Source organism: Caballeronia sp. INML3B, from assembly GCF_023631305.1.
GTDB lineage: Bacteria > Pseudomonadota > Gammaproteobacteria > Burkholderiales > Burkholderiaceae > Caballeronia > Caballeronia turbans.
On record NZ_JALQDI010000051.1, the window covers coordinates 237,978 to 250,288 of the forward strand.

13 protein-coding genes are annotated in these 12,311 nt (G+C 64.8%); 1 reads left to right on the plus strand and 12 read right to left on the minus strand.

Annotation, left to right across the window (positions count from 1 at the left end; all coding sequences use genetic code 11):
* The 9 genes from NCS58_RS23870 to NCS58_RS23910 all read right to left on the minus strand — a co-directional run bounded on the left by NCS58_RS23870 (window position 1) and on the right by NCS58_RS23910 (window position 9,627).
* A complete protein-coding gene (locus tag NCS58_RS23870) occupies window positions 1–1,017 on the minus strand; it encodes a hypothetical protein (protein ID WP_061117222.1) in 1,017 nt (338 codons plus the stop codon).
* Entirely contained in the window at window positions 1,014–1,796 is a 783-nt protein-coding gene (gene fabI, locus NCS58_RS23875) for an enoyl-ACP reductase FabI (RefSeq protein ID WP_061117223.1), read from the minus strand. Before fabI ends, NCS58_RS23870 begins: the two co-directional genes overlap by 4 nt.
* The gene (locus NCS58_RS23880) at window positions 1,793–2,983 is read right to left on the minus strand and encodes an acetate/propionate family kinase (protein WP_250477703.1); all 1,191 of its coding nucleotides are present in this window, start codon (window positions 2,981–2,983) and stop codon (window positions 1,793–1,795) included. Before NCS58_RS23880 ends, fabI begins: the two co-directional genes overlap by 4 nt.
* 3 nt (window positions 2,984–2,986) lie before the next feature.
* Window positions 2,987–3,925 carry a phosphate acetyltransferase gene (locus tag NCS58_RS23885; protein ID WP_061117225.1) on the minus strand — a complete coding sequence of 313 codons (939 nt, stop codon included), beginning with the start codon at window positions 3,923–3,925 and terminating at the stop codon, window positions 2,987–2,989.
* A 38-nt stretch (window positions 3,926–3,963) separates the two neighbouring features.
* Window positions 3,964–6,288, minus strand: coding sequence for a DUF3141 domain-containing protein (locus NCS58_RS23890; RefSeq protein ID WP_250477704.1), 2,325 nt, complete (start codon window positions 6,286–6,288; stop codon window positions 3,964–3,966).
* Between the two features lie 147 nt (window positions 6,289–6,435).
* The gene (locus NCS58_RS23895) at window positions 6,436–8,130 is read right to left on the minus strand and encodes a SulP family inorganic anion transporter (protein ID WP_061117227.1); all 1,695 of its coding nucleotides are present in this window, start codon (window positions 8,128–8,130) and stop codon (window positions 6,436–6,438) included.
* 27 nt (window positions 8,131–8,157) lie between these two features.
* Window positions 8,158–8,991, minus strand: a complete 834-nt coding sequence (ppk2, locus tag NCS58_RS23900) for a polyphosphate kinase 2 (RefSeq protein ID WP_061117228.1) — start codon at window positions 8,989–8,991, stop codon at window positions 8,158–8,160.
* Between the two features lie 101 nt (window positions 8,992–9,092).
* A complete protein-coding gene (locus NCS58_RS23905; RefSeq protein WP_061117229.1) occupies window positions 9,093–9,350 on the minus strand; it encodes an RNA-binding protein in 258 nt (85 codons plus the stop codon).
* Window positions 9,351–9,414: 64 nt separating this feature from the next.
* Window positions 9,415–9,627 carry a DUF2964 family protein gene (locus tag NCS58_RS23910; protein ID WP_250477705.1) on the minus strand — a complete coding sequence of 71 codons (213 nt, stop codon included), beginning with the start codon at window positions 9,625–9,627 and terminating at the stop codon, window positions 9,415–9,417.
* Between the two features lie 278 nt (window positions 9,628–9,905).
* Here NCS58_RS23910 and NCS58_RS23915 point away from each other — a divergent pair, with 278 nt between their 5' ends.
* On the plus strand, window positions 9,906–10,832 hold the full coding sequence (locus NCS58_RS23915; RefSeq protein WP_409219303.1) for a hypothetical protein: 927 nt from the start codon (window positions 9,906–9,908) through the stop codon (window positions 10,830–10,832).
* A 72-nt stretch (window positions 10,833–10,904) separates the two neighbouring features.
* Here NCS58_RS23915 and NCS58_RS23920 read toward each other — a convergent pair whose 3' ends face one another.
* The 3 genes from NCS58_RS23920 to NCS58_RS23930 form a co-directional block, all read right to left on the minus strand.
* Window positions 10,905–11,417: a hypothetical protein gene (locus NCS58_RS23920; protein ID WP_061117230.1), complete on the minus strand. Its 513-nt coding sequence runs from the start codon at window positions 11,415–11,417 to the stop codon at window positions 10,905–10,907.
* A 35-nt stretch (window positions 11,418–11,452) separates the two neighbouring features.
* The gene (locus NCS58_RS23925) at window positions 11,453–12,040 is read right to left on the minus strand and encodes a hypothetical protein (protein WP_061117231.1); all 588 of its coding nucleotides are present in this window, start codon (window positions 12,038–12,040) and stop codon (window positions 11,453–11,455) included.
* A 37-nt stretch (window positions 12,041–12,077) separates the two neighbouring features.
* The coding region (locus tag NCS58_RS23930; RefSeq protein WP_250538892.1) for a glycine zipper family protein at window positions 12,078–12,311 on the minus strand (234 nt) is incomplete at its 5' end.

Here is a 12,311-nt window from a genome sequence, read left to right on the forward strand (position 1 = left end):
TTACAGGACCCAGTGTTCCGCGCCATCGAGCGCGGTGCCGGCGGGCGGCATGTCGCGCCGCGCGATCCGCACGAACTCGACCGCGCGCGTCTGCTGCGGCTGCATCGGCATGCGCGCGAGCTGGATGGTGACTTCCGCGCCGCATTCGTCGCTGCCCTCTTCCACGAGCAGGTTCATCTGATTGATGCACAGCGTGCGCGGCGTGACGCTGATGAGCGCCGCGGGCTCCGCGAGCAGATCGACGAGCGTGCGAAGCTGCACGTCGACGGCTTGCGCCCGCGAGCCGAGCGCGGCGAGCGCCGCTTCGTTCTCCGCGACGTCGCGTTGCAGGCGCGCCATGTCGCCCGATGTCCCGACAGACGAGACGAGACCGCCCATGCCCGTGCCGCGCCGGCCGAGCATCTGCATTCGCGCGCTGAGCAGTGCGCGCTCTTCGTTGAGCGCCTCGCGCCTCGCTTCCTGCGCGGTGAAACGCGCCATCGCCTCGAGCGTCAGTTGCTCGACCATGCGCAGCACGATGTCGCGCCTGAGCGCGTCGTCGGTTTCCGCGCAGATGCGCATGCGCTTGTCCTCGAAGCCGATCGTCGTGCGCGCGACGTCCGCGCGCATCACGCCGCCTTCGAGCGCGGAGCCGAGCACGCGCCGCTCGATCATCCGGCTGCTCAGCACGGCATGGACGTGGTCCGCGGTGAAATGCTCGTCGAACCAGCCGCGCACTTCGTTCGATTGCCCGATGACGCTCACGATATCCTCGGGCGTCGCGAACATCGCGCGCAAATGCGGATCGCCCGCCCAAGCGCCGGGTGTCGCATCGCGCGGCGGCGGCAGCGCGCAGACGAGCTCGCGCGCGAACCCGAGCGTCTTGCCGATGACGGGCGCAAGCCGCGCTTCGAAGCGACTCGCGAGCCTCACCTGCGGCGCAATCGCGACGATGCGCTCGAGCGCCTGCCGCACGTCCTCGCGCGACGCCTGAGGCTCACTCGCCCTGCGATTGAAGAGCCGGTCGAAGAGTTTCATCCCATGATGTGCACGCCGCCGTCCACATAGAGCGTTTCGCCCGACAGCCGCCGCGCATAAGGCGTCGCGAGGAACGCGCATGTGAAGCCGACGTCCATGATGTCGACCAGTTCGCCGAGCGGCGCGCGTTCTTCGGCTTCGGTCAGCAACAGGTCGAAGTCCTTGAGCCCCGACGCCGCGCGCGTCTTGAGCGGGCCCGGAGAGATCGCATGCACGCGAATGCCCTGCGGACCGAGCTCGTAAGCGAGATAGCGCGCGCACGCTTCGAGCGCGGCCTTCACCGGGCCCATCACGTTGTAGTTGGGGACGACCTTGTTTGCGCCGTGATAGCTCATCGTGAACATCGCGCCGCCGTTTTTCATGAGCGGGGCCGCGAGCCGCGCCATGCGCACGAACGAATGGCAGGAGATGTCCATCGCCTTCGCGAAGCCTTGCGCCGAACAGTTCAACAGGCCGCCTTGCAGATCGCCCTTCGGCGCCCACGCGATCGAATGCACGAGGATATCGAGCCTCGCCCACTCGCTCGCGATGCGCGCGAACACCGCGTCGGTCTCCTCCTCGCTCGATGCGTCGAGCGGCATGAAGATCGGCGCTTCGAGATCTTTCGCGATCGGCTCGACATACGGGCGCGCCTTTTCGTCCGCATAGGTGATGGCGAGATCGGCGCCCAGTTCGCGGAACGCCTTCGCGCAGCCATACGCGATCGAATGCTCGTTGGCGATGCCGGTGACGAGCGCCTTCGCGCCCTTCAACACGGGATGTGGCACGTTCAGCGTCATGCGCGCGCTCCTTCGATCAACGCGAGCGCATGACGCGCGATCATCAGTTCCTCGTTGGTCGGAATCGCCCAGGCGCTCACCTTGCTCGACGCGGTGCTGATGCGCGGGCCGCCGCTCTCGTTGGCTTTGGCATCGAGCTCGATGCCCCACCATGCCGCCTGCTCGCACACGCGCTGACGTATCTCTTTCGAATGCTCGCCGATGCCCGCCGTGAACACGACGGCATCGAGCCCTTGCAGCGCGGCGCTCATCGAGCCGAGCTCGCGGCCGATGCGATACACGTAAAGGTCGATGGCGAAGCGCGCGCGTTCGTCGCTGCTCGCGAGGAGCGCGCGCATGTCCCCCGAGATGCCCGATACCCCGAGCAGGCCCGAGCGGCGATACAACAGGTCTTCGATCTCGCGCGCGTTCATGCCGAGCTCGTCGAGGAGATAAAGGATCACGCCGGGATCGAGATTGCCGCAGCGTGTGCCCATCATGAGGCCATCGACGGCGGTGAAGCCCATCGTGCTCGCGACGCTCCTGCCCGCGTGTATCGCGCACAGGCTCGCGCCGTTGCCCAGATGCGCGACGACCGTGCGCCCGCGCGCCGCATCGGGCGCGATATCGGGCAGCGTACTCGCGATGTATTCGTACGAGAGGCCATGAAAGCCATAACGCCGCACGCCGTTCTTCGTGATCGATTCGGGCAGCGCGAACGCCTGCGCGAGCGGCGCCTGATCCGCATGAAAGGCCGTGTCGAAGCAGGCGACTTGCGGCAGGCCCGGATTGCGCTCGGCGATGATGCGGATCGGCTTGAGATTGTGCGGCTGATGCAGCGGCGCGAGCGGCGTGAGCTTGTCGAGCTCGTCGAGCACGTGCGCGTTCGTCAGCACGGGCTTCGTGAAATGCGCGCCGCCATGCACGACGCGATGCCCCACGCCGATCAGACGATGCCCCACGCCATGACCGCGCAGAAAAGCGCCCAGATATGCGATCGCATCGGCATGTTCGAGCCTTGCGCCCTCACCCCACGCATTTTCGCCGGTCTTCTCGCCTTGCGCATCGAACGCGACGAAATGCGGCGAGCTGAAGAGACCTTCCACTTGTCCGCGCGTGACGAGTTCGAGCGCTTTGCCTTCGACATCGAACGCGCTGAACTTGATGCTCGACGAACCCGCGTTGAGAACCATGATGACGTCGGCCATGGCTTACCCCGCCACTTGCGCTGCTTCGCGGCGCTTCGACGCCACGAGCGACGCGATCGCGCACGACGCAAGCCGCGATTGCAGCGAATCGGCACGGCTCGTCAGGATGATCGGCACGCGCGCGCCGAGCACGATGCCCGCCGCATCCGCGCCCGCGAGAAACGACAGGCTCTTCGCGAGCATGTTGCCCGCTTCGAGATCCGGCACGATCAGCACGTTCGCGCGCCCCGCGACGGGCGAATCGATCTTCTTCGTCCTCGCGGCTTCGGGATCGATCGCGTTGTCGAGCGCGAGCGGGCCATCGACGAGCGCACCGGTGATCTGATGGCGATCGACCATCTTGCAGAGCGCTGCTGCCTCCAGCGTCGACGGCACTTTCGGGTTCACCGTTTCCATCGCGGAGAGGATCGCGACCCTGACCTCGTCCATCGGCAGCGCGTGGCAGAGATCGATTGCGTTCTGCACGATATCGACCTTGTCGGCGAGCGTCGGCGCGATGTTGATCGCGGCGTCGCTGATGATGAGCACGTTCTCGTGGCCCGGCACATCCATGATGAAGCAGTGCGACAGGCGCCGTTGCGTGCGCAAGCCGCGCTCGCGTTTCACGACGGCGGCCATGAGCTCGTCGGTGTGCAGGCTGCCTTTCATGAGCGCCTCGGCTTTCGCTTCGCGCACGAGTTCCACCGCCTTTTCCGCGGACGCATGACTGTGCGGCGCATCGACGACAGGAAAGCCCGCGATGTTCAGCCCGCATTCCTCCGCGACCTCGCGAATGCGCTCGCGCGGCCCGACGAGAATCGGCGCGATCAGGCCCATCTCATGCGCCTTGACCGCGCTTTCGAGCGATGTCCGGTCGCACGGATGCGCGACCGCCACCGCGAGCGGCGGCAGTGCCCTGCAAATCTCGATGAGCCGTTCATACTTCTCGTGCGTATGATTCATACCGCCTCCCGTTGAACGTGAGATGCGCCGCCGATGCCTCAGTGCGCGGGCGCTGAACGTCTTGCCGCGCGCGCGGCCTTGACGGGCAGCGCCGCGCGAATGCGCGCGAGCATGTCGTGCTGCGCGGCCGTCGGCTCGAAGCCTTGCATGCGGCTGTCCGCGTGCAGCTTGTCGAAGAGCGTGATGAGCTTCTTGCGGTCGTCGTTGTCGTCGAGGAGATCGGGCAAGGTCGCGAGCGCCTGCTCCGGCTCGTAGCGCACGATGATTTCCTGCTCGCCGCGGATGCGCCGCCATTGGTCGGGCGGCATCTGCGGCAGATATTCCGCGTAGTCGGCCGCGAGCGCCTGCCGCAAGACCATGCGCGTGAGCGGCAGCGGCTCGTCGTGCCGCATCAGCAGGCACGCGACGCGCGCGACGGCCTCCGCATACCCACCGTGCCCGATCGATGCAAGCGCGTCCTGAACGAAAGGCAGATCGCGCGGATCGGCTACAGGCTCCGGCGCCTCCTGCCGTTGCGCCTGATGCGCGGAGAAGAGGTTGCCGTAGACGGAGAAGAACATTGCTTCCGTCGTGGCATCGCGCATCGCACGATAAAAGTCGAGGCTCGCGCTGATCATGTCGGAGCCGCAATGCTCCGCACGCCGCAGCACACTGGTTCCGGTGTCGGGCTTGCGCGCGGCCCTGACCGCATCCGCCGCGGGGCCGAGCCATGCGAGCCACGGGTTGTAATCCGAGAACATCCAGCGTTGCGCGCGCAATGGATGAAACGCGCGCAGCATGCTCGCGGTGGTGTCGTTGGCCATCGCCTGCACGAAGGGCTGCGCGAAAAGTTCATAGGCGCGCTGATTGAAATCCGATACCTGCTTCACCGCTTCGAACGGCCGCTCGTCGACGCGCTCGAAACGATTGAAGCGTTCCTTCACCTCTTCCAGACGGCGCTCGCGAAAGCTCACGTCGTACTCGGTCTTGCCGCCCTCGCCCTTTCGTTCGGCGATCTCCATGCCGTACAGCCCCGGCGGAAACGATTCGATCGCCTCCAGCACCGATGCGATCTGCGTGTACTCCTTCTTCGCGACCTTGCCGCTCACGAAGATGCCGAGGTGGCCGATGTTCTCATGCATCAATCCGACGATCACCTGGCCGCGCGCCTTGATCTCGTCCGTGCTGCCGTAGATGTCCGCGACCCAGTTGAACGCCTGCTGCGGCGGCGTGATGTTGTCGCCCATCGACGCGAAGAGGATGATCGGCGACTTGATCGCCCGCAGATCGAAGGACGCGCCCGACACGCCGCGCACTTCACCCGACCATAACTTGTTGCCGACGAAAAGATTGCGCGTGATCCATTCGATCTCTTCGCGGTTCATCAGGTAATAGCCGCCCCACCAGCGTTCGAAGTCGAGAAAGCGCGGCGGTTCGGTGTCGATGTTGTCGAACAGCTTGTAGTACTTGTCCCAGAAACTGTTCGCGGGATTGAGGTTCTCGAAATTCTCGACGAGATACGCGCCGTCGAACTTGCCGTTGCCGAGGTCCGCCGTCAATGACGCGAGCCAGGTGCCGCCCAGCATGCCGCCGGAATAGCGCATGGGGTTGTCGCCCTCGCCTTCGCTCCATGCGCCGCTCCAGTACGACATCGGCGCGCCGTTGATGACGAGCGGGCCGGTATCGTCGGGCTGCGAGCTCGCAAGCATCATCGCGGCCCAGCCGCCCTGGCAGTTGCCGACGATCGCGGGCTTCGCGCTGTCGGGATGCAGCTCCCGCACGTGCCTGACGAACTGCTGTTCGGCCGCGCATACATCGAGCAGCGTCTGACCGGGTTGCGGGTCGCGGAAGAACGTGACGAAGTACACCGGATGACCCGCGCGCAACGCGACACCCACTTGCGAATCGTCCTTGAAACCGCCGATGCCGGGACCGTGCCCTGCACGCGGATCGATGATGAGATAAGGCCGTTTCAACGGATCGATGCTCACGCCCTCGGGCGGCACGATGCGCAGGAGCGCGTAGTTCACGGGCCGCGCGAAGGTCCGGCCATCGAGCAGCATTTCATGCGCGAAGTGCAGCACCGGTTCGAGACCGCGCTTCGTCTGCTCGATGAAATTGTTGCCGCGCTGACGCAGCGTGTCCCAGAAGAGAATCGAACGCTGCACGAGATCGAGCGCATAGGTGTAGCCGTTCAACTGGCCCGCTGCGTTCGCGCCCGCATCGCTGAAACGATCCGCGTCGCCGTTGCCGAAAAGACGCGTGCCCGCATCGCGCGTGCGCTCGCTGAATTGCTGCTGCGCCAGTTCCGCGCGCTTCTCGAACACGCGCGCGACTTTTTCCGCGATTTCCTGGCTTCGCGCCAGTTGACCTGCATACGGCATGACGTGACCTCCGCGAAGAGAACGTGCAAGGGATGAGGCTCAAAGCAGATGTATCGGCCGGCGAGATGAACGCATGGACCGATGAATTGAATACCATCATTAAAATATATGCGCAATGTGCGACAGGGAAGTGGCAAATAAGGCAACTCAGGTTCGCGCGGCGGTATCGCCGTCGGGCGAAACAATCTGCCGGTACTTCGTCACAACATGTTCGAGGTTGTAGAACATGCGCGATTCGCCGAGCGCTTCGCCGAGCGGCGAGCGCCGCACCGCCGCGAGCACGCCCGGATTCAGGCCCGCGAGCCAGAGCGTGGTGCCGTTCGCGGCGAGGCGGGCTTCCGCTTCGCTCATCATCTTGAGCGCGGTGTATTCGATATCGAAGACGCGGCTCAGGTCCAGCACGACGACCTTCGCGCCGGACTCGCGCACGAGCGGCCGGATCTTTTCGGCGACACGTTGCGCATTGGCGAAAAATATCCGTCCCTCGGGACGCAGCAGCAACAGGCCGGGAAACGATTCGTCATCGGGATGTCTCGACGAATCGCGGCGAAACACGTTCGTGCCCGGTATCCGCCTGAGCGCATAGACCGGCGGATCGGACACCTGATGCGCGAGCGCAAAAAGCGACACGACGATCGCGACGACGATGCCCTCCAGCGTGCCCAGCAGCACGACGCCCGCGCATGCCGTCAGCGCCCAGACGAACTCGGTGCGGCGGATCTTCAGAATTGCGTCGAATTCGGCGGGGCTGAAAAGCCCGATGGAATAGAACACCACGACGGCGGCGAGTGTCGCGTGCGGCATCAGCGCCATCAGCGGCGCGAACAGCAGCATCACGGCGAGCGCGACGAGCGCCGTCATGAGGCTCGCGAGTTGCGTGCGCGCGCCCGCTTGCCGGTTCACGGCCGTCTGGCTCGTTCCGCCGCCCGCAACCATCGCGCCGAACAATGCGCCGCCCGCGTTCGCAAGACCGGTCGCGAGCAGTTCGCGGTTCGCGTCGGGCACCGGCTCGTCGTTGCGCGCGAAGGCGCGGGCCGCCGCAATGCTTTCGGTGAAGCTCATCAATGCGATGCCCAGCGCGTCCGGCCACAGCTTCAAGGCAAGCGACAAATCCGGCTGCGTCCACGAGGGCAATCCCGCCGGCACCGCGCCGACCGTTTCGACGCCGTGCGCGCGCAGATCGAAGGCGGCGACTGCAATGATCGCCGCCGCGACGACCAGCAACGGCGCCGGCGCGCGCGGCGTGAAGCGTTCGAGCAGCACGAGCGCGACGAGCGTGAGCATCGCGAGCGCGAGCGTGCTCGCCGAAAGATGCGGTAACCCCGCGACGAACGCGCCGACATTGTGGAAGAACGACCCTTTCGGATAGTGGATGCCGAACAGTTTCGGCAACTGATCCATGACAATGACGATCGCCACGCCCGCCTTGAAGCCCACGAGCACCGGCTCGGAAATGAAGTTGGCGACGAAGCCGAGGCGCAGGCACGCTGCCGCGACGAGCATCACGCCGACGAGCATCGTCAGCGTGGCATTGGCGATGGCGAGCGCGTGCGTGTCGTCGTTGCCGATCGTCGTACTCAATGCATTCGCGGCGAGAATCGCGAGCGTGGTCGTCGTGCTCACGGAGAGCGCGCGCGACGATCCCGTGAAGGCGTAGACGATCATCGGCACGCATGCCGTGTAAAGGCCGGCCTGAACGGGCAGGCCGGCGATCGTCGCGTAGGCGAGCGCCTTCGGAATCACGACGGCCGCCGCCGTCAGACCCGCGATCGCATCGGCGCGCGCCCACTGTTTCTCATAATGAAACAGCCATTCGGGAGCGATGGGCGCGCGCGGCGGCATGACGAAACCCGTGCGCCGGTGTCGCGCTCAGAAGCGCTCGGGCACGTAGCGCAGCGGCCGGTCGCTCTCGCGATAGCCCTCCGGCTTCTGGCGCTTGGGCAGCTTCACCTTTTCCCTCGGCACGGCCGTGTAGGGAATGTTCGTCAACAGATGGCTGATGAGATTCAGGCGCGCGCGGCGCTTGTCGTCGGAACGTACGACGTACCACGGTGCGAGATCGGTGTCGGTTGCTTCGAACATGTCGTCGCGGGCGCGCGAATAGTCGTACCAGCGGCTGTACGAGCGCAGGTCCATCGGCGAGAGCTTCCAGATCTTGCGCTCGTCGTGGATGCGCTCTTCGAGGCGCCGCGTCTGTTCTTCCTGGCCGACTTCGAGCCAGTATTTGAGCAGGATGATGCCCGAATCGATGATCGCGCGCTCCACGAGCGGCACGCCTTTCAGGAACGTTTTCGCCTGCTCCTCGGTGCAGAAGCCCATCACGCGTTCGACGCCCGCGCGGTTGTACCAGCTCCGGTCGAAAAGCATGATTTCGCCCGCCGCCGGCAGATGCGGCAGATAACGCTGCACGTACATCTGCGTCTTCTCGCGCTCGGTGGGCGCGGGCAGCGCGACCACGCGGAAGATGCGCGGGCTCACGCGCTCGGTGATCGCCTTGATCGTGCCGCCCTTGCCCGCGCCGTCGCGCCCTTCGAATACGACGCAGACCTTCGCCCCCGTGTGGACGGCCCATTCCTGGAGCTTCACGAGCTCGACATGCAGACGCGCAAGCTCCTTCTCATACTGCTTTCGGCTCAGGCGCTCATGCACAGCCGCGCCTTCGCGCACGCCCCTCGATTCGCCGACAGCCTTCTCTTCTTTCATCGCTGTCTCCCCATGTGGTTCGATGCAACCCGTGCGGCCGCCCCGCGGCCGCCGTCGAGACGATGCGCGCGGCACCGGGTCGCGGCCTCGTCATGACGCCATCAGGTTTCGTTGCGCTCGGGCACAACCTGCACCATGAGCGTGCGATTTTTCCAGAACATGTTGTGAATGCGCGGCTGAAACGTGCGCAGCACGTGCGGCTCGACGTTATCGAAGCTCACGACGGCGGCCGGATGCTCTCCGGTGCCGGGCACGCGCTGAATCGAATCGTACGGAGGAAAGCCGTAATTGCAGAGGAACTGCCGGATTTCATCGTCGGTCGTGGACTCGTCTACATTGCCTATCCAGAGATCACCCATTGCGAAATTCTCCGTTGAGTTTCGTGTTGTTTCTGCTTCTATAGCCTAGTACACGAACGGCCGATCAGGTCGATTCATCGCGCTTTCCCGATCTTCGTTGCGCGAGCGGATTCAACGCGACGACAAAGGTCACGATGCCGATGCCGAGCGCCCACATGCCGTAGCGGAATTCCGGCTTCACGTCATACAGCAGACCATGAATCGTGAAGTAGAGGCCGCCGAGCCAGATGAAAACGCCGATCGAGGCAACCACCATGCGCGGCTCGTTCAATCTCATCGTTCTCTCCTGATGTTGCGCGGAATAGATCCAGTTTAGGAAATCCTGGGTCGCCGTGTGAACGCTCTCGTATGCGTCGGGCTTGGCGCGCGCCGCCCGGTAGGCTACATTTCCTGCGTGTGACCGTGGGATCGTTCAAGGGCTCCGCGCATGCGATGTGCATCGGCACATCGGCGGAGCAGCCGTTTGCAACGTACGACCAATCAGCCGTTCAACGTTCGAGCGCTGCGCACATGCGAAAGCCGATCCTTTCTTCGATCCGGTTGCGCATCTTTTCGATGCTCGTCCCGATCGCCCTCGCACCCGTCCTCGCGCACGCGCAGGCCGCGCCGGACCGCGCCGTCGTCGGGGCGAACGTCAAGAGCTACGCGAACGCCGTGCTCGCGATCATGTCGTACACCGCGGTGCCGGATGTCACGACGAGTTCGCTTTCCATCAACAGCGGCACCACCGGCAATCCGGGCTTCGGCCAGACGCAGCTCGGCGGCGGCTTTACCCTGAGCCGCTCGTTTCCGCTTTACCTCGAAGGGACTGTGGCGTACAGCCGGTACGACCCGACCTTCATCGCGACCGAAGGCAATCAGCAACGTCCGGTGCCGGCGAAATGGAACACCGCGAGCACGACCATCGGCATCGGCTGGGATTTCCCGATCACCGACGAGTTGCGCCTGCGGCCGATCCTGAACGGCATGATCGGCCGTGTGGCGAGCGATCTGCGCGTCGCTCAGACCGTGTTCAACCGTGTCGCCAACTCCAACCTCCAGTTCCTCGAAGACGGCGCGCTCAATGCGTACGGTCTCGGCGGCTCGCTGATGCTCGATCTGGAGCACTACCGCGAACACTACGAGATCGATCTCGAACTCCGCGCAACCGATATCTATTTACGCAGCTTCGGCAGTTCGTCGGAAGCCGTTCAGGGATCGGCGACGGCCCAGCAATTCAGCCTGTGGGCGCGCTGGCGTGCCCCCACAGGCCTTGCCGCGCTCGACCGCCCGGTGCGCTATGTGCTCGAAACCGCGTACTCGCATTACTTCGGCGACAGCGCCGGCGTACTCGGCTTCAACGACCTGACATCGCTCGGTGTCGGATTGGAGCTCGACAGCAGCCGGTATCCGGTCGTCATCACGCGCACACGCGCGATGGTGCGCTACGTGTTCGGCCACAACGTGCACGGCGTGTCGTTCGGCTTCGCCGTCAGCTTCTAGATTTGCGCGCATGCCTTCATCGTTCCCGCGTCCTGAGAAAGTGCGCGGGTTCACGCCCATGTCAGGCGCCGTTCACAGCACGTTGCGCTGGCTGGGATCGTATTTCGGGTCCGGCTGCTTCTGCGTTTGCCTGAGCACGCCCTGAGCGTCGAAATAGAAGTGAAAGAGCATATGGTCGATGTTGTTCTCTATATACCGATACGACCACACCTCACGATCCATCCGCTTGAAATAGGCCGTCTCGAACGGACGGCCGAATGCGACCAGCACGTCGTTGCGCGTCCATTTGTTGATCTCGGCCCGATAGAACTCGTTTTCCTGAAGCACTTGCCGCACACTGACCGTGTTACCCGACGCGTCGAGATCGACGGCCGTGGTCGTCGATCCCATAGGCTGCGTGGGCCACATGAGACGCTTGCCGCCATTGGGCAGGTCGTAGGTTTCCTTCGGTGGCCCGAGCTTCGCGATGATCGCCTGCTGATCCATGCCGGGTTGCACGCGCTGCTCGGGCTGCGCGCAACCGGCGAGCGCGAGCGCGACGGCGCACGCGCCATGCGTCATCGCGAATGCGAAGCGTCTTTTCATGGTCTCCCCCGCGTTGCCGTGATGCTCGTTTACGCTTATTTCTTCGTGGCAGGCTCGACGGAGATCGCGAGCGCTTCCGTATAGACCGCTTTCACCTGATCGCCCTTTTTCACGCGCTTCAGGCGGTCCGGGTCCTGCACGCGCAGGTCCACGATTTCGCCGCGCGGCCCGCGCAACGTGACGATCTTCGCATGACGATCGACGCCGATCACATCCGCGATGACCGTCACTTCCCGGCCGAGTGCGCCGCCGGGCTTCGCACCGCGCGGCGCACGCTCGGCCGTGTCGTTCTCCGAGCGTGACGCCTGCGTTTTCTTCTCGATGAGACTCAGCGTCAACGATTCCCGATACCGCGCCGTGACGACATCGCCGAGCGCGAGCTGGTCGAAGTTGCGCGCCTCGTTGGTCACTTCCAGCTCGATCACCTTGCCCGCCTGCGTTTTCAACGTGACGGTGCGCGTCGCCGGATCGATGCCGACGATCGTCGCCGTGACCTTAGCGACGCCCTGCACCGTGGCGCCGTTCGCATCGCGCGTGACGCTCACGTCGTTTTCGGGCTCGGCGGACAATGCGCTTGCGGATATCGCAAGGCACGACAAGACAACGAGACTTACACGTTTCATGATCGTGCTCCCTGTTTATATCCGCGCCGCAACGAAGTTACTGGATCGAGTAGCCGCGTCCCTGCATGCAGGCTGCCCACGCGCGGTAGTACGTGGACATCGCGCCCTGGCTCTGCGCCTGCGTGTTGGCTTCCTGCGCGCGCTTGTTCTGCCGCGCGCGCATTCCGCCCGCCATCGTGCCGGTGGCCGCGCCGATCGCCGCGCCCTTGCCCGCATCGCCCGCAATCGCGCCGATCACCGCGCCACCCGCCGCGCCGCGCGCCGCGCCGCC